Here is a 21770-nt window from a genome sequence, read left to right as displayed (position 1 = left end):
CAGCGTATGGCTTTAGTCAAAAAACAGTATCTTAAATTAGTTGTCACAGTTTTTGCTGTGACACTATTTTTTGGTTGCGAAAGTAATTTTAAGGAAATTCAGAAGATTAATTTTTCGGAATTTATTCCAAATAGTGACGCTGATTTGGTAAATTTGAAATACACTGATTCGGGGCGAATTACTGCAATTCTTGTAAGTGCTAAAATGTTGGATTATTCCAGTGTTGATTTTCCTTTCACCGAATTTCCAAAAGGAATCGATGTTACTTTATTTGATAAAAAAGCGAAGAAAACATTTATCAAATCCAATTATGCTATTTCGTACAAAGGCACAAGCATTATTGATTTACAAGGAAAAGTAAAAATTTTCACGGAAGATGGCCAGACTTTAGAAACCGAACAATTGTATTTTGATCAAAAAAACGAATGGTTCTTTACGGAAAGAAAATTTAAATTATCAGACCCAAAAGGAACTTCAAATGGACAAGGAATCGATTTTAGTAAAGATTTCAAAGTAATTAATTCTCAAAAAATAACTGGCGAAATAGAATCCGCCGATTAATATAAATACATTATGAATTACCTAAAATATACACAATACGTTTACCTTGTTTTTGGAGCCTATTTCATTTACGATGGTGTTACTAAATTAAATGATCCCGAAGGAACGTTTTGGTTGAGTTTCATGATTGCAGGATTGGCTATTTTCATGTTTTTCTTTAGAAGAAAATTTGCCAAAAAATTTGATGATCGAAACAAAAAATCCTAATTAATGGAAATTAGTATTATCATATTGTGTCTAATACTAAGTGCTTTTTTTTCAGGAATGGAGATAGCCTTTGTCTCTTCAAATAAAATTTATCTTGAGATTGAAAAAAAACAAGATAATTTCGTTTCAAAAATACTTACGAAGCTTACTGAAAAACCGACTAATTTTATAGTAACCATGCTTATTGGTAATACTATAGCGATGGTGGTTTATGGTTATTTTATGAGCGAATTGTTGTTGCGCTGGTTTGCTGCTTTAGGATATCATTTGTCAGATTGGTTCAGTTTAGTGCTTCAAATTCTGGTTTCGACGCTCGTGATATTAATCACTGCAGAATTTCTTCCTAAAGTTTTTTTTCAAATTTATGCGAACTCATTAATTAAGATTTTTGCTGTTCCAGCTTATGTTTTTTATAAGTTTTTCTATTTCATTTCTACTTTTTTTATTGGGATTTCTGATTTTATTTTGAAGAAATTCTTCAAAACTGAAGGAGATAACGTTCAGTTATATTTCAGTAGAATAGAACTTGGGAATTACATTACCGAACAAATGAGTAGTGTGGAGGACAACGAAATGGTAGATTCTGAAATACTCATGTTTCAAAATGCCTTGGAATTTTCTGGTGTGAAAGCCAGAGATGTGATGAGTCCCAGAACCGAAATTATTGCGGTTGAAGTATTCGATTCAATTGAAAATCTCAAAGAATTATTTATAGAAACGGGTTATTCTAAGATTGTGGTGTATCAAAATTCACTCGACGATATCATTGGTTATGTCCATTCGTTTGATTTGTTTAAAAAACCAAATAATATCAAGGAAATTGTGATTTCGGTTGAGTTTGTTCCGGAGACAATATTCATAAAAGACGCTATGAATTTGCTTACTAAAAAGCGAAAAAGTGTCGCTGTAGTATTAGATGAGTACGGAGGAACGTCGGGGATTATTACTATAGAAGATATTGTAGAAGAGCTTTTTGGCGAAATTGAAGATGAACACGATTCAGACGAAGAATTGATAGAAAAAGAATTGGGTGATGGAGTCTTTATTTTTTCAACTCGTTTTGATGTTGAATACTTAAACGATACCTATAAATTAGCTATTCCCGAAAGTGATTCTTATGGAACGCTTGGCGGTTTTATAGTCGATTTTACAAAAGAAATCCCTCAAAAAGGGGAGGCAATTACCATAGGCAGCTATCATTTTATAATTGAAGAAGCCACAAATAAGAAAATAGAATTAGTAAAAATGACCGTACAAGAGTGATTTTTTTTAGGAAAATAAAATTTCTTGCAAAATAAAACGCTACTAGTATAATTATTAATTAGATAATTGTATTTTCGCAAACTGAATATAAAAATTAACAACAATAAAATGGCAGTTTTACAAAAAATTAGACAACGTTCACTTCTTCTGATACTCGTTATCGGGTTTTGTTTATTAGCATTTATCATAGGTGATATATTCAATAGCGGTGGTTTTAGCAGTACATCAAAAGATGTAGGAAGCATCGATGGAAAAGATATTTCATTTGAAGATTTTAGAGTTAAAGTAAGTAATGTTGAAAAAAGTGGTCAAGGGATTACGTCAACTGAAGCAGCTAACAGAGTTTGGGAGCAAGAGGTTTCTGTTGCTTTACTAACTTCTGAATTTGATAAATTAGGACTTAGAGTAGGTGAAAAACACTTGTTGGAAGTTTTGAAAGCTGATCAAAATATTGGTGGAAATCCATTGTTTTTAAATGCTGCTGGTGTTTTTGATGTTGTAAAATTTAAAGAATACTTTAAAGCAAATCCTGCACAAGCTCAATTCTTGAAAGATAGAGAGAAAGATGCTGATTTGAATGCTAAATACCAAATGTATAATACTTTGATTAAAGCAGCAGTTTATACAACTGAAAGCGAAGGAAAGTTGAAATATGAAATGGAAGCAAACAAAGTAAATTTTGCTTACGTTGCAGGTTTATATTCTACAATTAAAGACAGTGAAGTTAAAGTTACTGATGCTGAAATTGTTGATTTCATGAAGAAAAATGAAAAAAAATACAAAGCGGACGAATCTCGTGAAGTAGAATATGTTTTGATCGAAGACAAAGCTTCTGCTGCTGATGAAACTGAAGTTAAAACAAAAATAAATACATTGTTAACCGGAAGTGTGGTTTACAACCAAGCGACAGGTAAAAACGATACGTTACCAGGATTTAGAACTACTACAAACACGGTTGAATTTGTTAATTCAAATTCAGACGTTCCTTATGATTCAACTTATATCGCTAAAAAAGATTTACCGGCTGTAGATGCTGATAAATTATTTAACCTTGCTCCAGGTGCAGTTTATGGACCATATATGTTTGGAAAATACTACTGTATTTCAAAATCTATGGGGATGAAATCAGGAGTTAATGCTAAAGCAAGTCATATTTTAATTGGTTATGAAGGAACACAAGTTCCTAACCAAAAAGAAAAAAGAACAAAAGAACAAGCAAAAACAAAAGCAGAAAGTATTTTGGCACAAGTAAATGCTAATCCGGATAGTTTCATGATGTTGGCTTTTACAAGTTCTGATGATTCATCAGCACAACAAGGTGGTGATTTAGGTTATTTTGGTCCAAACCAAATGGTGAAACCTTTTAATGATTTTGTTTTTAATAATGGTATCGGTAAAGTTGGTTTAGTAGAAACTGATTTTGGTTTTCATATTATTAAAATTACGGACAAACAAGACGGAATTCGTTTGGCTACTGTAGCTCAAAAAATCGAAGCTTCAGAAGCAACTTCTGATAAAATATTTACTCAGGCAACTAAATTAGAAATGGATGCTACTGATAAAGATTTTAATAAAGTAGCAAAAGACATGGGACTTAAAGTTTCACCGGCTGTTTCTGTGAAAGGAATGGATGAGAACTTTGGAACATTAGGAAATCAAAGAACAATCGTAAGATGGGCTTTTGAGGATGGTGTTAAAGTAGGAGCTGTAAAAAGATTTGAAGTGGCTAACGTAGGTCACGTAATTGCAAAATTGAAAAGTATCGACGATTCTGGTTTAGTAGCAGTTTCAGTAGTTAGACCTTATGTGGAGCCAATTCTTAAAAACAAGAAAAAAGCAGCACTTATCAAAGCAAAAATGACAGGTTCTTCTCTTGAAGCAATTGCAAAAGCAGTAGGCGGAACAGTGCAACAAGCAACTGATCTTACTATGGAAAATACTATGTTACCTGGCGTTGGTCAAGAGCCAAAAGTAGTTGGAAATGCATTTGCATTAGCGGCTAATAAATTATCTGCTCCAATTGAAGGAAATACAGGAATTTATGTGGTGAAAAACACAAGTACAGTAAAAGCACCAGCTTTAAAAAGCCACGCGGCTTATGTGACTAAATTAAAAGCACAAAGCGCTTCAGATGCAAGTAGAGTAATTCCTGCATTGAAAGCTAATGCTAAAATTGAAGACAATAGAAAAGATTTTAATTACTAATTTTCTAAGAAGTAATTAATCAAAATAAAAAATCCCGATACATGTTGAATGTATCGGGATTTTTATTTTAATGTAGTTTTTGAAAGCTGTAATAATGATAGAAACTATGACAATATCATTTCATTATACGGAACGATAGTTTTATATCCTTTTGAAATAAAATAAGCGCTGGGATTTTCAGCAGCAATTGCCATTACAAAATCGCCTCCCCAGGCACCAAGACTTTTTATCACGCCATTAAAATCAGGAAACAAGGATTCTTTTATAGTTTGTGTTTCCAGAATAATGCTCATTTGTACTTCGTGCTTTTGTATTGCTGTAGCAAAAGATTGAAGCGTGGGAGCATTCAAAACTTCAGAAGTTATCACGTCATTTAAAGCAATAGTTCTCGCCAGATTGTTTTTTTTATTAATGTTGTATGCCGCTATTGCGGTTTTACTGCTTTGCTTTTTGTTGAGATATACAAAGTATAGGTTTTGTGTGAATTCTGGATTAAAGGGTACTTTTTCAACTATAGGATTGCCGTGTTCCAGATGATATACAATAGGAGTGTCGTTTTGAGCACAGGCAATATCGTAACCACTTCCTCCAAAACTGTTTTTAAGCAGTGTAAACGCGTCGATTTGTAGCCATTGAGCAATATTGTTTATTAAAGTCGATGATGTTCCCAGGCCCCAGCTTTTAGGAAATCCAAGTTCAGTAGTAATATGGTATCCGTTTGAATTTAAAATAAAATCAGGATTTAGTTTAAAAGCTTCGTGTAAAATGGTCGTAAGTGTAGTTTTAACCGATTCATTTTCAGGATTTATTTCCTTTGAAATATCAGAAAATAAAAGGGTGTTTTCAAACCAAATGCTTCCATCCGCATCATAGCTTTTCCAGATGATTTCCTTGTTGTTTCCTTTTTCTATAATGAGATTTTGCCCCATTTTTGTGGGTAATGCAAAGGCTTTTGCGCCATCAAGAACCAGATATTCTCCTGTGATTAAAAGTTTTCCGTTACTGTAGAATGTTTTTTTCATTGTTTTTGCGAGGAACGAAGCAATCTTCTTTTTTGTTGCTTCTAGATAAAAATTACTTTCTTAAATTTTCAATAAAAGTGACTACAGCACTATGTGAAACAGTATTTTTTTTGAAATATTTTAGGATTAAAATGCGCTCTTCATCATTGGCTTCAAACTGGTTGATGATGTTGTTTAAATGCATTTTCATGTGTCCTTCCTGAATTCCTGTTGTAGTCAAGGAACGCAAAGCGGCAAAGTTTTGGGCCAAACCGGCTACGGCTACAAACTGCATTAATTCCTTGGCAGATGGTTTTTCCAGCATTTCCAATGACAATTTTACCAATGGATGCAGGGAAGTTAAACCACCAACAGTTCCTAATGCTAAAGGAATTTCCAACCAAAAAGTAAAAATATCATTTTCGATTTTGGCATGGGAAAGACTGGAATATTTTCCGTTTCGGGAAGCGTAGGCATGAATTCCGGCTTCGACTGCACGGAAATCATTTCCTGTTGCCAGAACTACTGCATCCACTCCGTTCATGATTCCTTTGTTGTGCGTTACGGCTCGATACGGCTCGACTTCGGCGATTTGAACGGCTTGAACAAATTTCTCTGCAAATTCCTGTGGATTTAGAATGTGTTTTTCTTCTAAGTCGGTAATTGGGCAAGAAACTTCGGCTCTTACGATGCAATTTGGAACATAATTCGAGAGAATGCTCATCACGACTTCAAGATCTTTTTCAGTTTCAGTGAACAAGTCATAATTATGTGCTTCTTCTTTTAATGTTTTGGAAAATTGTTCCAGACACGAATTAATAAAATTAGCGCCCATGCTGTCTTTGGTTTCAAAAGTGGCATGCAGCTGAAAATAATTGGGCAACAAATCAGTTTTGTCTTTTAGAACAATGTCTAAAATTCCGCCACCGCGTTTTTGCATATTTGTGGTAATCGATTCTGTTTCTGCGAAAAATTTGCTTTTGTTTTGGGCAAAAAATAAGTTCAGTTTGGAAACATCTCCTTTATAGATAAAATGAACCTGACCAATTTTTTCGGTGTTGATTACGGTTGTTTTAAATCCGCCACGCGTGGACCAAAATTTAGCAGCTTTTGCGGCAGCGGCAACCACAGAACTTTCTTCAATTGCCATAGGAATCGTGCTGTATTTTCCATTAATCAGGAAATTAGGAGCAACTCCCAGCGGAATGTAGAAATTGGTTATCGTGTTTTCGATGAATTCATCATGTAATTTCTGTATTTTTTCATCAGAATTCCAGTAGTTTTTCAGCAAGGAAATGGCTTCTGTAGGTGTTGAAAAATATTGATTGGCAATCCATTTAATTTTTTCTTCTTTGGATAATTTAGAAAATCCGCTAATGGCCTTATTCATTCTCAATAGATTATAATATGTATACTTGCAAAGATACGATTTTAGCTGTTTTGTTTACTATGATAATATCCTCAATAAATGGGTGTTTAGAATATTGTTTTTAACATTTAACACATCGAATGTGAAATTATTGTAAATTTTTCACTAAAATTGACGGTTTTTATATTTAAATAAATATCATGTATTCGAAAAAAATTATTGCATTATTTTTATTCCTGTGTTTTACTGTTGTCGGCCAACAAAAAATTACAATTGATGAAATTTACAACGGCACTTTTCGTGCGCAAGGAATGGATGAATTACAATCCATGAAAAATACAAATCAATACACTGTATTGAATTTAGACAACCAGTCCAGAAGTATGCAAATCGATTTGTATGATTTTGCAACTTTAAAAAAAGTAGCTACACTTATAGATACAAAATCCCACAAAGAACTTTCAAACGGGATAGACAGTTACACATTTGATGCGTCAGAAAAAATGATTTTATTGGCGTGTAACACGAATCAAATCTTCCGCCACTCCTTTACTGCTGATTATTATTTGTACGATATAGCCAGTAAAAAATTAAAAAAACTATTTGATTTTCAGGTTCAGGAACCTACTTTTTCACCTGATGGAAAAAAGATAGCGTACGCTAAAGAAAATAATCTGTATGTATATGATTTAGCTTCTAATAAATCAACTCCAATAACTACAGACGGACAAAAAAATAGCATTATTAACGGTATTACGGATTGGGTTTACGAGGAAGAATTTGCTTTTGTGAAAGCTTTCGATTGGAGTGCTGACAGCAAAAAAGTGGCTTACATTCGTTTTGACGAAAGTCAGGTTCCGGAATTTTCTATGTCCATGTTTGGTAAAGAATTGTATCCAATGATGCAAACGTTTAAATATCCAAAGGCCGGTGAAAAGAATGCTTTAGTTTCTTTACATATTTATGATGTAAATTTGAATGGAGTAAAAAATGTAAACCTGGGGAATTACACTGATTTTTATATCGCCAGAATGAAATGGACGAATGATGCGAATACATTATCTGCACAGGTATTGAATCGTCATCAAAATAATTTGGATTTGTTGTTTATCGACGGTAATTCAGGAGCTGCAAAAGTAGTTTTGAACGAAAAAGACAAAGCGTATGTTGATGTTACGGATAACTTGACTTTCTTGAAAGACAACAGTTTTATTTGGACTTCAGAAAAAGACGGTTTCAATCATGTTTACTTATATGACAAGAATGGAAAATTGAAAAACCAACTGACCAAAGGAAAATGGGAAGTAACGAATTACTATGGTTTAGACGAAAAGACAAATACAGTTTTCTATCAGTCTGTAGAAAATGGATCTATTAATAGAGATGTTTACAGAATAGGACTTGATGGAAAAAACAAAGTGCGTTTGTCACAAAATACAGGAACGAATGCAGCGACATTCAGCCCGAATTTTCAATACTACATCAACACATTTTCTAGTGCGTCTCAACCTACGACGTATACATTGAACGAGGCTAAAGTTGGGAAACAAGTTCAGGTTATTGAAAACAATGAATCATTGGCTTCAAAACTAAAAAGCTATAATTTGCCGGCTAAAGAGTTTTTTGTTTTAAAAACAGCAAAAGGTAATGAACTAAATGCTTGGATGATTAAACCTAAAGATTTTGATCCAACAAAAAAATACCCTGTTTTTATGTACCAATATTCTGGTCCAGGTTCGCAACAGGTAAATAATGAGTGGAACAGTACGGATGATTATTGGTTTATGATGTTGTCACAACAAGGTTACATTGTAGCTTGTGTTGATGGACGCGGAACTGGTTTTAAAGGAGCTGATTTCAAAAAAGTGACTCAATTGCAATTAGGAAAATACGAAGTGGAAGATCAAATTGATGCCGCCAAAGTAATAGGAAATTACGCATTTGTTGATAAATCTAGAATTGGTATATTTGGCTGGTCGTATGGTGGTTTTATGGCGTCTAATTGTATCATGAAAGGAAACGATGTTTTCAAAATGGCAATTGCTGTAGCTCCGGTTACAAACTGGAGATTCTATGACAGTGTGTACACGGAACGTTACATGACGACACCACAGGAAAATGCAAGCGGATATGATGATAATTCACCAATAAACCATGTGGATAAATTGAAAGGAAAATTTCTTTTGATTCACGGTTCAGGAGATGATAACGTTCATGTTCAAAATTCCATGCAAATGATGGAAGCTTTGATTCAGGCTAATAAACAATTTGATTCGCAAATTTACCCAGACAATAATCACGGGATTTATGGTGGAAAAACCAGAATTCAATTGTATACAAAAATGACTAATTTTATCAAAGAAAATTTATAACAGCGCTTTATGACAAACGACGCATTGAATAAGGAAGAATTTTTTGGACATCCAAAGGCGCTTTTTATATTGTTTTTTACCGAAATGTGGGAACGGTTTTCGTTCTACGGTATGAAAGCATTGTTGATTTTTTATCTGACAAAGTACCATTTGTTTTCGGATACTTCAGGGAATTTACTGATTGGAAGCTACGCTGCTTTGGTGTATGCAGTACCCGTTTTAGGTGGTTTTATTGCGGATCGCTATCTGGGATTTAGAAAAGCAATTGTTTTTGGAGGTATAATGCTTGTGTTAGGTCATGTAGGAATGGCTTATGAAGGGAATGCCGCCACACAATCCATTACTGGCGAAATTACAAGGGACGAAACCGCCTTGCAAATATTTTACTTTTCATTATCCTTAATAATTGTCGGGGTTGGTTTTCTAAAAGCCAATATCTCTTCATTAGTGGGAGAATTATATGAGACGGGCGATAAAAGAAGAGATTCTGGATTCACTTTGTTTTACATGGGGATCAACTTAGGGTCCTTTATGGCTACATTAATTTGTGGTTGGCTTGGAGAAACTTATGGATGGAGTTATGGTTTTGCAGCAGCCGGTATAGGAATGTTTTTTGGACTATTGACTTTTATTTCCGGAAGGAAATTATTAATGGGGAAAGGGGAAACTACCGTGCCTGAAATTTTGGAAAAAAGATCGTTCGGGATAAAGAACGAATGGCTAATTTATTTGCTAAGTGCTTCTTCGGCATTGATTTTTTGGCAAATGGTGCAACGTCATGAAGTGGTTTCCTATTCCTTGATGTTTGCTGGAGCAGTTTCGTTTATTTATATTGTCTATTATGCCGTTACGCAATTGGATAAAAAAGCAAGAGAGCAATTAATGGCTTTAACCATTTTGATTGTTTTTACGATTATCTTTTGGGCATTATTTGAACAAGCGTATACTTCATTAAATTTATTTGCAGACCGTATTTTAGACAGAACAGTTTTTGGATATACCATAACCGCTAGCCAATTTTTGAGTTTTAATGCATTGTTTATAATTTTATTAGCACCGGTTTTTGCTTGGTTGTGGGTAAAGCTAGGGAAATACAATCCAAATACAGCAGTGAAATTTTCAATAGCATTGTTGTTGGTAGGTTTAGGTTTTGGGTCTTTAGTTTTAGGAATTAGTTTGTCAGGAATGGGAAAAGTAGCCATGATTTGGTTGATTCTTACGTATCTTTTACACACTTGTGGGGAATTATGCCTATCACCGGTAGGACTTTCTGCAGTGACTAAATTATCCCCGGCAAAAATCGTTGGGTTCATGATGGGCGTTTGGTTTTTGGCAACAGCCAGTTCTGAATTTATTGCTTCCATTTTAGCTAATATTGCTTCTGTCGATACTTCAAATGGTACAGCACCTGATTTGAACTTAGCTAAACAGAGTTACTTAGTACTTTTTGAATATTTATTTTATACAGGACTTGGTTTCGGATTACTACTATTAGTACTTTCGCCAATAATCAAAAAATTAATGCACGGAGTAGATAAAGAATTAAATAATTAATAATATGAGTGAAAATACTACAGACCAATTTTTTAAAAGTACCGTTCTAGGACATCCAGCGGGATTATTCGTTTTATTCTTCACAGAGATGTGGGAGCGTTTTTCATTCTACGGAATGCGTTCTTTATTGATATTATTTTTAACCGCTTCCTTTACAGACGGTGGTTGGGAATGGACTCGTGAAAATGCTTCTGCATTATTTGGATCCTACGTAGGATTGGTTTATTTATCCACGATGTTAGGTGGTTATTTTGCCGATAAAGTAATTGGTTTTAGATGGGCTGTTGTTGTTGGAGCTAGTTTGATGACTTTAGGACACGCTTCTATGGCTGTTGAAACAGAATTTTCTATTTATTTAGGATTAGTATTGTTGGTTTTTGGTAATGGTTTTTTTAAACCAAACATGACATCAATTGTATCTGAAATGTACAAAGACCGTCCTGAAAAGAAAGATGGTGCATATACTTTGTTCTACATGGGTGTAAATGCCGGGGCTTTCTTTGGTATTTTACTTTGTGGTTATTTAGGAGAAAAAGTTGGGTGGACTTACGGTTTTGGTTTAGCTGGAATTTTTATGTTCTTTGGAATGTTACAGTTTTGGTTGTCTCAAAATATCTTTGGAGACATTGGTTTAAAACCAAACAAAGAAAGTAAAGCTAAAGCAGAAGCTTTGGATACAGATAAAAGAAATCCTTTTTCACCAATACAATTAGCAGCTATTGCATTTTCATCATTACTAGCTTTATTGTGGCTTTTAAATGATCCAGCTTCCAAAATATCGGGAGGGAAAGTAAATATTTTTTCATTCCTTGGCGAAAGCGGGAACTCTATTGCTATAGTTTCAGCACTGGTTGTATTTATTATATTGTTGATTTATAGATTTACTCAATATTCTAAAATTACTAAAGAAAAATTAATAGCGGTTACATTCTTCGCATTTCTGACTATTTTCTTTTGGGCAATTTTCGAACAATCTCCAAACAGTTTAACCATTTTTGCGAATGATTATACGGATAGAGTTTTAACAGGTAATTGGAGTGTGGTATTCTTAGTAATGAATTCATTGATTACTATTTTACCATTAGTAATTATCACTTGGGTATTGATTTTATTATTCAAACAAACGTTTAAATTTTATGCTATTGCAAATATTATTCTAAGTGTGAGTTTTATAATTATTTGGGCAATAGCAATATGGATGTTGGCTAAAGATTATTATACTGCAGGATATTTATCATTGTCAGATGACACCTTGCAAGCGTTGAAAATTGATAAAGTTACGACTGCATTAACCGAAGTTCCAGCCACCTGGTTTTCTACCTTAAACTCCTTGTTTATTATTTCGTTAGCGCCATTATTTTCAAAATGGTGGGAAAGTAAATACAATCCTGCAGCTAATTTAAAATACGGAATCGGAATGGGATTATTAGCGCTTGGTATGGCTTGTGTAGCTTTTGGCGCAAGCGGAATCGAAGCGGGTGCAAAAACAGCTTCAGTAAGTATGATTTGGTTGATTTTGGTGTATCTTTTCCATACTATGGCTGAATTGTGTATCTCGCCGGTAGGATTGTCTTATGTGAGTAAATTAGTTCCTGCAAGAATGATTGCATTTATGTTTGGAGTTTGGTATCTTGCAGTTGCAATAGGAATGAAAGGAGCAGGGATGTTCGGAGAAAATATTGATAAAATTGCCAATGAGCACGGATTGAGTTATTTCTTCTGGATGTTAGCAATAATATCTATAGTGGTGGCTTTATTCTCAATTTTGATGGGGCCGGTAATTAAGAAATTAATGCATGGTGTTCGATAATTTTTAGGCATCGTTTTTGATTTGTCAATAATTAAAAATTATAAAATATGAAGAAAATAATAGTTGCTTTATTATTGTTTGCGGGTTCATTTGCCGCTGAAGCACAAGAATTAGTTTGGGAAACCAATGTCATTAAGGCTATGGAAGTTTCTAATAAAACTAAAAAACCAATGTTATTGTTTTTTACCGGTAGCGATTGGTGTGGTTGGTGTATCAGGTTACAAAAAGAGGTTTTGAAAACACCTGAATTTGCTGCTTGGGCCAAAGAAAATGTGGTGCTAGTGGAATTAGATTATCCTAGAAGAACGCCACAGACTCCTGAGATAAAAAAGCAAAATGACGAATTACAACAAGTTTTTGCTATTCAAGGATTTCCAACGATTCATTTTGCTAATGTTACAACGGTAGATGGCAAAGTTAATTTTGAAGGTCTTGGAAGTACAGGATATGTTGCTGGTGGACCATCTGCATGGTTAGCTGTTGCAAATGGATTTCTGCATAAAAAATAATTAGTCATTCAATTTATAATATCCCTTTTCACTCGTAGCGTGAAAAGGGATTTTTTGTTTCAAGCAAGTCGCTTTCCATTGTTTTTGAATGGTTTTGTAATTAGATGCATCTGCTACGATTATCTTTGGTTTTATAGTTTGTAAGAAGCGTTCAAAATTTATTTTGGGAGATTGTGTTAGTATGATGATATCCGGATTTATATTTTTTGGAAAAACACCGGAACTGTCTAAAATAAAAATTTTTTTTCCATTAAAATAAAAAAGGTTTTGTATCTTTTTTTTCTCCTTAAGACTACTTAAATTTCCTGTTCTATAGGATTTTATTGTGTTGTTTTTTTGAACGGTTTTCAAGATACTATCATTGGCGTAGACCGTAATATCTGCTCCTTTTCGTTCTGCTAACAATGTGTTTTTTTTGATGTTGAAAACAATCCATTCCTGTTCGTTTTGAATGTTCCATTGGATACTCAAATACGAAATTTGTGCAATTATAATTGAAATCAATACCATTACTAATTTGTTGAAATTTGGTTTCTTGAGCCAAATAATTGCAGTAAATAATAGCAAATAACTACTAAACAACAGATAAAAATGCAACGGAATATCTTGTAGTATAAACTGTTCCAATGACGCAATTGCATTGATGATTTTATTCAAGTAATAAATACTCCATTCTAATAGTTGCGAAAGAAAGATTGGAATGCTGTTAAATGCGGCTAAAAGCATTACTAAAACCCCTAAAACCATAATGATACTCAATAACGGAATGATAATTAAATTGGTAACAAAAAACAATCCCGGAAACTGATGGAAATAATAAATACTCAACGGTAAAGTCCCTATTTGTGCAGCAAACGAAATAGTGAGGATGTCCCAAATGTATTTAGAAACCTTATTTTTGGGTAACCAAATAGAGGCTAGAAGCGGTTGCAACCAAATAATGAAAAATACGGCTAAATAGCTTAACTGGAAACCAACGTCAAATAGAAAGGACGGTTCAAAAAGCAGAATCAGTAATATGGAAACTAATAAAGTGTGGTAAATATTGACGCTTCTCCTTAAATGATTTCCGATGGCAACGAACGAAAACATAGTTACGGAACGCACAACCGAAGGCGCCAAACCAGCAATGATTCCGAAAGTGAATAAAGAGGCAAGAATGAGGAGTAACTTTAAGAATGAACCGCGTTTTGTGTTAGGAATTGGCTTTAGAATAAAGGTGACAAAAATCAAAATAAATCCAATATGCAGTCCTGATACCGATAAAATATGTACTGCTCCGGCATATTGATAATCCCGAATAATTTCTGGTGAAATATCCTGCTGTTGTCCCATTATTAAAGCAATAGCAACATTTAATTCAGTTTTATGGAAATTATTTTTTTCTAAATTACGAATAATTCGTGTTCTTAATTTAGAAGAATAATACCAGATGTTTTTCTCTATTTCAGTTCCAATTTTGATTTCGTCAACATCCGCATAGAGTTGCGCGTAGATTTGTTTGTTCTCGAGGTATTTGCTGTAATCAAATTGGTTCGGATTATTAGGAGGTCTGTTTTTTGATAAAATCCCTTTAATGAGTAAAGGTGTTCCAATCTCCAACTTATGATGCAAACTGTCTTTTTGAATGTTCAAAATGATTCTTCCTGTTTGTTCTTTTTCATTCACACGGTTTATAATGGCAATGTAGCGGTCACTAAACGGAGAGCTTTTTAGTTTTTCGCGAATGATTATGGAAATAGAATGCGGTTGATCAAAAATAGTTGCGATGTGAGTGTAATTACTTTTTTGAAAATGATCAATGTGAATTACTTGAGTTGAAATTCCGATAAGAAAAGACAGTAGATAAGCGGTTAATCCAAAATAGAAAACATTCTTGCTTTTGTTTTTGAATAAAAAATACAATACGCCGAAAATACTAATGGATATTGAAAGGGAAATAAAGACTAATGAGATTGTTGGATGAAGGTAATAGGCAAAAAGAATTCCTGAAATAAATCCAATCGTTATTCTCGCTAAAGGAAAATGGAGTACTTTCATGTATCTAAAGTACGCATTTTTAGTAAGAAACAACTTTGTTTTATAGATAAACAAAGTGTTTTCGTTTGTCTATAGCACTCGATTCAATTGTACAAAGGTCTTTTTATAATATGGTTCTTTTGTAGAGGAAATAATTACTCCTTTTGAAGTCGAAGAATGAATAAATTTTATCTCATCATCATTGACTTCAATGACGATTCCTACATGATTTATCTGTAAATTTTTGTTGGTTTTAAAAAATATTAAATCTCCTTTTTGCGCCTCTTCGCGCTTGTTATCTATAACGTCACCTATTTTTGACTGTTTATAAGAGTTGCGAGGAATGGTTATATTGTGTGAATCAAAAATAGTGTACATCAAACCGGAACAATCAAAACCTGCTTTTGTAGTGCCTCCATATTTATATTTTATCCCAAGATTTTCAGCTGCAGCATCAATCAGTTCTTCTGCAAGACGATTCGTTTTTCTTTTATCGGATTTTGTTAGTTTCTCTTTTTTTGTGTCTGATTTTTTAGAAGTGACTATGGGAGAAGTCGATTTACAAGCCGTAAAAAAAACAAGAATCAATAATAGGAATGCGAAATGTTTCAAAAGAATATTTTTTTGATTAATATAAACTGCCACAAATTAGTTGTAAACTATTGTAAATCAGAGACAATGAATTTAGCGGTTTTTTCACTGGCACCAATGCCACCTAATTTGTCTTCTAATAACGCATATTTTTCCAAAAGAGTATTGCGATGATTGGATTCCAGGATTTTTTTAAGTTCTTCTCGAATGCGTTTTGTGTTGCATTGCTCTTGAATTAATTCAGTGACTACTTCTTCATCCATTATCAGGTTTACTAACGAGATGTACTTGAGCGTAATGATTCGTTTCGCAATTTGGTAGGAAGCCCAGCTGCCTTTGTAACACACCACTTCCGGAACTTTAAAAAGTGCCGTTTCCAGAGTCGCAGTTCCTGAAGTAACTAATGCGGCTATTGAGTTTCGCAATAAATCATAGGTTTTATTAGAGATGAATTTTATATTTTCATGAGAAATGAAATTTTTATAAAAAGAAAATTCTTGACTTGGAGCACCAGCAATTACAAATTGATAATCAGGAAAATCATTTACAACGCTGAGCATTACAGATAACATTTTAGTGATTTCCTGTTTCCTGCTACCCGGTAAAATAGCGATAATTGGTTTTTCGTCTAATTGATTTTCTTTTCTAAAAAGGATTGGATCAACTGCGGGTTGGTTGTGAATAGCGTCAATCAGCGGATGCCCAACAAACTCAACAGAGAAATGATGTTTGTCTTCGTAGAATTGTTTTTCGAAAGGTAAAATCACATACATTTTATCTATGTCGTGTTTGATATCGGTAATTCTACTTTCTTTCCAAGCCCAGATTTGAGGAGAAATATAATAGTGTGTTTTCATGCCTAATGATTTGGCCCATTTTGCAATACGCAAATTAAAACCTGGATAATCTATAAAAATAAGTACATCGGGCTGAAATTCAAGAATGTCTTTTTTGCATATTTTGATGTTATTCAAAATGGTTTTTAAGTTAAAAATCACTTCGATGAAACCCATAAACGCTAATTCCCGATAGTGTTTTACTAAAGTACCGCCAACATTTTTCATCAAATCGCCACCCCAAAATCGGATGTCAGCATTTGGATCTTTTTTATACAGTTCTTTTATCAAATTTGAACCATGCAAATCGCCTGAAGCTTCACCCGCTATAATATAATATTTCATGCTTTCTTGATTAGGAGTTTATAAATTTGGATTTCAAACGTATAAAATCATATTTATTTTTAATAATTTGTTTTTCTATTTGCAAAGATAAACTAATAACATTTCTTAGATAAACATAGTGATAATTGCCATTATTATTACGGCTAAAACCACTCCGCGAGCCATTGTTTCTTTGTTCATTTTTAGTAAAACACCAAATGCGATTAGCGTAAGAATAGAACCCAACGTTATAATTTTGCCTAAATTCCCTTGTGATTTCATAATTTCAATTCCTGTAATGAAATTAAATTCAGTAAAAAAAGTTATAAAAATATAACTTCCAAAAAGGGTAGTGGCAAATCCAATTAAAAATCCAATAAACAAGTCTGTTTTATTCATTCCATTTCCAGGTATTAAGTTGTTGTATCGCATGATGAGCCGTCAAGTCAAATTGAACAGGAACTACAGATATGTATCCATTTTGCAAAGCCCATTCATCAGTATCCTCGCCTTTATCTTGGTTTACAAATTCTCCGGCAAGCCAGTAGTAATCTCTTCCTTGAGGTGTTTTTCTTTTGTCAAATTTCTCTACCCAAAGTGCTTTCGCTTGACGACAAATTCGAATTCCTTTAATGTCTTTTTCTTCTAATTTTGGGAAATTCACATTCAAAACTACTCCTTCTGGCAGTCCGTTTTCTAAAACTTCTAATGATATTTTTCGAATAAAAGATTTTATAGTGTCAAAATTGGCATTCCAATCATAATCCAATAAAGAGAAACCAATGGCTGGAATTCCTTCTATACCGGCTTCTACAGCGGCACTCATCGTTCCGGAGTAAATTACATTTATAGAAGAATTTGATCCGTGATTCACACCTGAAACACATAAATCCGGTTTTCGTTTCAGAATTTCATTTACGGCAAGTTTTACACAATCTACTGGTGTACCAGAACAGCTGTATTCTATAAAGGGATCGTTTTCTTTAGAAATTTTATTCAAATATAAGGTGCTGTTTATGGTAATGGCATGACCCATGGCACTTTGAGGATTGTCAGGGGCGACCACAACGATTTCGCCTATTTCTGTCATAACGGCAATTAGTGCTTTAAGTCCGGGTGCCGAAATACCGTCATCATTTGTTATTAAAATTAAAGGTCTATCTTTTTTCATTGTTTTATGTTGCAAAAAGGGATTGATTATTGATACTTTTGAAGACAAATGTAATAACACAGAATGAAATGTGTAAACAAAAGATAAAAATATGTTATGTTGATTCATTTAACTTAAAACAAAAGAACATTTTTATATCTTTAACAAAAATTTATGGAGGCCCTGCTACTGTTGGCATAGTTTTTACCGTAACTTAGATTAAAAGATTCATGAATACTATTATTAACTTTATGAAAAGAAATTATAAAATACTTCTTGTTGTTGTATGTCTTTCGGTAACATTGTTTGCGTTCAAAATGAACGCGACAAAACCATCCGATCCCGAAAAAGATAAATTGCTTTTAGAGTTGTTGACATTTGTTATAGAAAAAGGGCATTATAACCCAGCTACAATTGATGATGCGTTCTCTAAAGGAATATATAAAAATTATATTGAAGCATTAGATCCTTCTAAACGATTCTTTTTGCAATCAGATATTGATGAATTTTCAAAATTTGAATTGCAATTAGACGATCAGTTATTGAATAAGGATTTGACTTTTTTCAATTTGACATACGAGCGTTTAATTAAGCGTATGGAAGAAAGCAAAAAGATTTACAAAGATGTTTTGAGCAAGCCTTTTGACTATTCAGTTGATGAAAGCTTCAATATTGATTATGAAAAAGCACCTTACTCTAAAAACGTTGCTGAACTTAGGGACAAATGGCGTAAGCAAATCAAATTATCTACTCTTTCATCTCTTGTTGACAAACAAAAGTTAGAAGAAGATAAAAAGAAAAATGATGCCACCTATCAAATTAAACCTTTTGAGGCTTTAGAGAAAGAAACTAGAGAAAGTTCTGTAAAATCATTAGACGAATATTTTGGTTTCATCAAGGAATTAGATAGAAATGATTGGTTTTCCGTTTATATAAATTCTATTACGGCACGTTTTGATCCGCATACTAATTATTTGGCAGCAGATGATAAAGCACGTTTTGATCAAGACATCAGCGGTAAGTTAGAAGGAATTGGTGCTCGTTTACAAAAGAAAAATGATCTTACTGAAATTTCTGAACTTATTTCCGGCGGTCCAGCTTGGAGAGGAAAGCAGCTTGAAGCTGGGGATTTGATCATGAAAGTGGCTCAAGGAAATGGGGAAGCTGTAGATGTCGTTGGAATGCGTTTGGATGATGTTGTCAAAAAAATAAAAGGACCCAAAGGTTCAGAAGTTCGTCTTACAGTGAAAAAAGTAGATGGTACAATTAAGATTATTTCTATCATCAGAGATATTGTTGAAATTGAAGAAACGTATGCTAAGTCCAGTATTGTAAATAAAAATGGATTGAAATACGGCGTGATTTATTTGCCAAAATTCTACATTGATTTTGAAAATAAAGACGGTAGAGATGCTGGAAAAGATATTGCACTAGAAGTTGACCGATTAAAGAAATCAGGTGTGAACGGGATTATTCTTGACGTTCGTGATGACGGAGGAGGATCTTTGTCAACGGTTGTTGATATTGCCGGTTTGTTTATTGAACAAGGCCCAATAGTTCAGATTAAATCAGCTGGTAGACAAAAAGAGGTTCTTTATGATAGAGATAAAAAAATTGAATGGGATGGTCCTTTAGTAATTATGGTAAATAGTTTCTCGGCTTCGGCTTCAGAGATTCTTGCTGCAGCAATTCAGGATTATAAGAGAGGAATTATCATTGGAAGTAAGCAAACCTATGGTAAAGGGACCGTTCAAAATGTAATTGACTTAAATCAGTTTGTAAGAAGCAGTTCTGTGGGTGATTTAGGAGCTATTAAAACCACTACACAAAAATTTTATAGAATTAATGGTGGGTCTACTCAATTAGAAGGTGTACGTAGCGATATTGTTATGCCGGACAGATACGCTTATTTAAAAATGGGTGAACGTGATATTGATAATGCGATGCCTTGGGATAAAATTGATCAGGCAGTTTATAGTGTTTGGAATAATAATGCTAACTTTAATCAAGCAATTGCCAATAGTAAAAACAGAATTGGTAAAAATCCACAGTTTCAATTAATTGAGGAAAATGCAAAATGGATTGATAGTAGAAGCGAAGAGAACGTTTATAGTTTGAACATTGACAAATTTAAAATTGCTCAAGCTGATATTGAAGAAAAAGCTAAAAAATATAAGCCTATCGTAAATTACAAAAACACATTGTCATTTACTTCTTTGCCTTATGAAACTGAGGTAATGAGTAAAGATGCTTCTTTGAAAGAAAAAAGAGAAATATGGCACGAATCTTTATCTAAAGATATTTACGTGGAAGAGGCAATTAATGTTTTGGACGATTTACAACCTAAATCAATTTCAAAAAAAGATATTCCGGTTAAAATGAAAAAAGATAAACTAGCGAAATCTTAAATAGGAATTTGTAAAATATTTATCATAATTACTAAACGCTCCAAAAATTCAATACGAATTTTTGGAGCGTTTTTAGTTTGTGGAACTTTATTTCTTTTGCTGAATTTTTTAGATACGATGATTTAGAAAATAGCCTTCAGGTTCATTTATTAGGCAATTGAAATCGCTTAGTTTTGATTTTAAAACAGAAGAATCCTAACTAATTTTTATATAATTAGAAATAGTTAAACTTCTTGATAGATTCTCTTTTGCTTCTAACTTCTACAGCTTATATGAGGAGAAATAATTAAAATTTAAAGAGACAAAAAAACATAAACAGAGTTAGCCTTATACACTTAAAACCTATTTAATTACCACTCATTTACTTTATTGGCGTCCATTTTTATAAATATAAATAATAATATAGTAAATCCCCAAAGGCCAGAACCTCCATAAGAGAAGAAGGGAAGTGGTACACCTATAGTTGGGAAAATACCAACTACCATGGCGATATTTACAAAGAAATGAGTAAATAAGATCCCAGCAACACAATAGCCATATACTCTGCTGAATTTTGTTTTTTGTCTTTCTGCTAAGTATATTATTCTAAGAAATAAACCTGAAAAAAGAGCGATAACTAATAAGGAACCTACAAATCCCCATTCTTCACCAACTGTAGTAAATATATAATCGGTATGTTGCTCCGGAACGAATCCTCCTTTAGTTTGTGTCCCTTCAAGAAATCCTTTTCCAAACCAACCTCCTGAACCAATGGCTATTTCTGATTGATTGGTGTTATAACCAATTCCTTTTAGATCGACAGTTTTGCCTAAAAGTATATTAAAACGATCCCTGTGATGTTGTTTAAAGACATTTTCGAAAACATAGTTTACTGATAAGACAAACCCAGAAATAATTGCAAAAAGGATAGTGCTCAATACAATATTTCTGTCGGCTAATCTTGATTTGAAATGAACTAATATTAGTGTTGCTAATGCTATTAAAATTACATATTGCGGCTCTAATACCAGTGTTAATACAAATAATAGTATGGTAATAAATCCTGTCCAAACGTACCATGATGGTAATCCTTCGCGGTATAAAACGATGATGAATACACTGTAAATTAAAGCACTTCCAGGGTCGGGTTGCGGAAGTATAAGGATTACTGGAAGAAGGATTATTGCAAGAGCTTGTATCTGCCGGTTAACTTCTTTTAAATTGATTTGGGTGTCACTTAAATATTTTGCTAATGCCAAAGCAGTAGCTGCTTTTGCAAATTCAGAAGGCTGGATTGTAAAACTACCTATTGCATACCAACAACGTTGACCTGCTATGGTTTTACCAAATAAAAACAATCCTGCTAATGTAAGTAAGGAAATTCCAAAAATGATACTTGCGTATTTTTCATAAAATTTACCGTCAACAGAAAGTACAATAAAAATTAAAGGAATAGTTAATATAATGAAGATAAGCTGTTTTTCATGAGTGTTTTCCATTGACGAAAGAGAAGACGAATAGATATTTAGCCAACCCAAAATAACTAATGAAGCATAAATTATTATGCTTATCCAGTCAATGTTGTTTGTTATACTTTGGTTTTTCATCTGGA

At 33.3% G+C, this 21770-nt stretch carries 17 protein-coding genes; 9 read left to right on the top strand and 8 right to left on the bottom strand.

Going from position 1 to position 21770, the window contains the following annotated elements; genetic code table 11:
* Positions 1 to 6: 6 nt before the first annotated feature.
* The 4 genes from lptC to QLS97_RS00520 all read left to right on the top strand — a co-directional run bounded on the left by lptC (position 7) and on the right by QLS97_RS00520 (position 4236).
* On the top strand, positions 7 to 561 hold the full coding sequence (lptC, locus tag QLS97_RS00535; RefSeq protein ID WP_282713749.1) for an LPS export ABC transporter periplasmic protein LptC: 555 nt from the start codon (positions 7 to 9) through the stop codon (positions 559 to 561).
* Positions 562 to 573: 12 nt separating this feature from the next.
* Entirely contained in the window at positions 574 to 768 is a 195-nt protein-coding gene (locus QLS97_RS00530; RefSeq protein WP_099713633.1) for a hypothetical protein, read from the top strand.
* Positions 769 to 771: 3 nt separating this feature from the next.
* The gene (locus QLS97_RS00525) at positions 772 to 2031 is read left to right on the top strand and encodes a hemolysin family protein (protein WP_282713748.1); all 1260 of its coding nucleotides are present in this window, start codon (positions 772 to 774) and stop codon (positions 2029 to 2031) included.
* Between the two features lie 108 nt (positions 2032 to 2139).
* Positions 2140 to 4236 (top strand): peptidylprolyl isomerase, encoded by a 2097-nt coding sequence (locus QLS97_RS00520; protein ID WP_282713747.1) that lies wholly within the window; start codon positions 2140 to 2142, stop codon positions 4234 to 4236.
* Between the two features lie 104 nt (positions 4237 to 4340).
* Here the strand turns inward: QLS97_RS00520 and QLS97_RS00515 are convergent, their stop codons facing one another.
* Both QLS97_RS00515 and QLS97_RS00510 read right to left on the bottom strand, forming a co-directional pair.
* On the bottom strand, positions 4341 to 5258 hold the full coding sequence (locus tag QLS97_RS00515) for a GYDIA family GHMP kinase (RefSeq protein WP_282713746.1): 918 nt from the start codon (positions 5256 to 5258) through the stop codon (positions 4341 to 4343).
* Positions 5259 to 5310: 52 nt separating this feature from the next.
* A complete protein-coding gene (locus QLS97_RS00510; protein WP_282713745.1) occupies positions 5311 to 6627 on the bottom strand; it encodes a hydroxymethylglutaryl-CoA reductase, degradative in 1317 nt (438 codons plus the stop codon).
* Between the two features lie 179 nt (positions 6628 to 6806).
* Between QLS97_RS00510 and QLS97_RS00505 the strand changes: the two genes are divergently transcribed.
* The 4 genes from QLS97_RS00505 to QLS97_RS00490 are packed head-to-tail and all read left to right on the top strand — an operon-like array spanning position 6807 to position 12851.
* Positions 6807 to 8978, top strand: a complete 2172-nt coding sequence (locus QLS97_RS00505; protein WP_282713744.1) for a S9 family peptidase — start codon at positions 6807 to 6809, stop codon at positions 8976 to 8978.
* 9 nt (positions 8979 to 8987) lie between these two features.
* Positions 8988 to 10532, top strand: a complete 1545-nt coding sequence (locus QLS97_RS00500; RefSeq protein ID WP_282713743.1) for a peptide MFS transporter — start codon at positions 8988 to 8990, stop codon at positions 10530 to 10532.
* Positions 10533 to 10536: 4 nt separating this feature from the next.
* Positions 10537 to 12342 carry a peptide MFS transporter gene (locus QLS97_RS00495; RefSeq protein WP_282713742.1) on the top strand — a complete coding sequence of 602 codons (1806 nt, stop codon included), beginning with the start codon at positions 10537 to 10539 and terminating at the stop codon, positions 12340 to 12342.
* A gap of 47 nt (positions 12343 to 12389) precedes the next feature.
* A complete protein-coding gene (locus tag QLS97_RS00490) occupies positions 12390 to 12851 on the top strand; it encodes a thioredoxin family protein (protein ID WP_282713741.1) in 462 nt (153 codons plus the stop codon).
* Here the strand turns inward: QLS97_RS00490 and QLS97_RS00485 are convergent, their stop codons facing one another.
* From QLS97_RS00485 to surE, 5 genes are all read right to left on the bottom strand, one after another.
* Entirely contained in the window at positions 12852 to 14891 is a 2040-nt protein-coding gene (locus QLS97_RS00485) for a ComEC/Rec2 family competence protein (protein WP_282713740.1), read from the bottom strand.
* Between the two features lie 69 nt (positions 14892 to 14960).
* Positions 14961 to 15482, bottom strand: a complete 522-nt coding sequence (locus tag QLS97_RS00480; protein ID WP_282713739.1) for a C40 family peptidase — start codon at positions 15480 to 15482, stop codon at positions 14961 to 14963.
* A gap of 47 nt (positions 15483 to 15529) precedes the next feature.
* Complete coding sequence (gene lpxB / locus QLS97_RS00475) at positions 15530 to 16642, bottom strand: lipid-A-disaccharide synthase (RefSeq protein WP_282713738.1); 1113 nt, start codon at positions 16640 to 16642, stop codon at positions 15530 to 15532.
* A 105-nt stretch (positions 16643 to 16747) separates the two neighbouring features.
* Complete coding sequence (locus QLS97_RS00470) at positions 16748 to 17020, bottom strand: hypothetical protein (RefSeq protein ID WP_282713737.1); 273 nt, start codon at positions 17018 to 17020, stop codon at positions 16748 to 16750.
* Positions 17013 to 17792 (bottom strand): 5'/3'-nucleotidase SurE, encoded by a 780-nt coding sequence (gene surE / locus QLS97_RS00465; protein ID WP_282713736.1) that lies wholly within the window; start codon positions 17790 to 17792, stop codon positions 17013 to 17015. The genes QLS97_RS00470 and surE overlap by 8 nt, the downstream gene beginning before the upstream one ends.
* A gap of 209 nt (positions 17793 to 18001) precedes the next feature.
* On the opposite strand from surE, the gene QLS97_RS00460 reads away from it, so the two are divergent.
* Complete coding sequence (locus QLS97_RS00460) at positions 18002 to 20179, top strand: carboxy terminal-processing peptidase (RefSeq protein ID WP_282713735.1); 2178 nt, start codon at positions 18002 to 18004, stop codon at positions 20177 to 20179.
* Between the two features lie 350 nt (positions 20180 to 20529).
* On the opposite strand, the gene rodA is transcribed toward QLS97_RS00460, so the two are convergent.
* Positions 20530 to 21765: a rod shape-determining protein RodA gene (rodA, locus tag QLS97_RS00455; RefSeq protein ID WP_282713734.1), complete on the bottom strand. Its 1236-nt coding sequence runs from the start codon at positions 21763 to 21765 to the stop codon at positions 20530 to 20532.
* Positions 21766 to 21770 lie beyond the last annotated feature (5 nt).

Source organism: Flavobacterium yafengii (assembly GCF_030010375.1).
Classification (GTDB): Bacteria; Bacteroidota; Bacteroidia; order Flavobacteriales; family Flavobacteriaceae; genus Flavobacterium; species Flavobacterium yafengii.
The sequence above is the reverse complement of the archived record's forward strand: the minus strand, read 5'-3'. Positions and strand labels throughout refer to the sequence as shown.

Bases quoted from the DNA above. Each gene is read 5' to 3' on its own strand.
- QLS97_RS00520 (WP_282713747.1), top strand. From the start codon at position 2,140: ATGGCAGTTTTACAAAAAATTAGACAACGTTCACTTCTTCTGATACTC.
- lptC (WP_282713749.1), top strand. From the start codon at position 7: ATGGCTTTAGTCAAAAAACAGTATCTTAAATTAGTTGTCACAGTTTTT.
- lpxB (WP_282713738.1), bottom strand. From the start codon at position 16,642: ATGAAATATTATATTATAGCGGGTGAAGCTTCAGGCGATTTGCATGGT.
- rodA (WP_282713734.1), bottom strand. From the start codon at position 21,765: ATGAAAAACCAAAGTATAACAAACAACATTGACTGGATAAGCATAATA.
- QLS97_RS00460 (WP_282713735.1), top strand. From the start codon at position 18,002: ATGAATACTATTATTAACTTTATGAAAAGAAATTATAAAATACTTCTT.
- QLS97_RS00490 (WP_282713741.1), top strand. From the start codon at position 12,390: ATGAAGAAAATAATAGTTGCTTTATTATTGTTTGCGGGTTCATTTGCC.
- QLS97_RS00495 (WP_282713742.1), top strand. From the start codon at position 10,537: ATGAGTGAAAATACTACAGACCAATTTTTTAAAAGTACCGTTCTAGGA.
- QLS97_RS00505 (WP_282713744.1), top strand. From the start codon at position 6,807: ATGTATTCGAAAAAAATTATTGCATTATTTTTATTCCTGTGTTTTACT.
- QLS97_RS00470 (WP_282713737.1), bottom strand. From the start codon at position 17,020: ATGAATAAAACAGACTTGTTTATTGGATTTTTAATTGGATTTGCCACT.
- QLS97_RS00525 (WP_282713748.1), top strand. From the start codon at position 772: ATGGAAATTAGTATTATCATATTGTGTCTAATACTAAGTGCTTTTTTT.
- QLS97_RS00500 (WP_282713743.1), top strand. From the start codon at position 8,988: ATGACAAACGACGCATTGAATAAGGAAGAATTTTTTGGACATCCAAAG.
- QLS97_RS00530 (WP_099713633.1), top strand. From the start codon at position 574: ATGAATTACCTAAAATATACACAATACGTTTACCTTGTTTTTGGAGCC.
- QLS97_RS00515 (WP_282713746.1), bottom strand. From the start codon at position 5,258: ATGAAAAAAACATTCTACAGTAACGGAAAACTTTTAATCACAGGAGAA.
- QLS97_RS00485 (WP_282713740.1), bottom strand. From the start codon at position 14,891: ATGAAAGTACTCCATTTTCCTTTAGCGAGAATAACGATTGGATTTATT.
- surE (WP_282713736.1), bottom strand. From the start codon at position 17,792: ATGAAAAAAGATAGACCTTTAATTTTAATAACAAATGATGACGGTATT.
- QLS97_RS00510 (WP_282713745.1), bottom strand. From the start codon at position 6,627: ATGAATAAGGCCATTAGCGGATTTTCTAAATTATCCAAAGAAGAAAAA.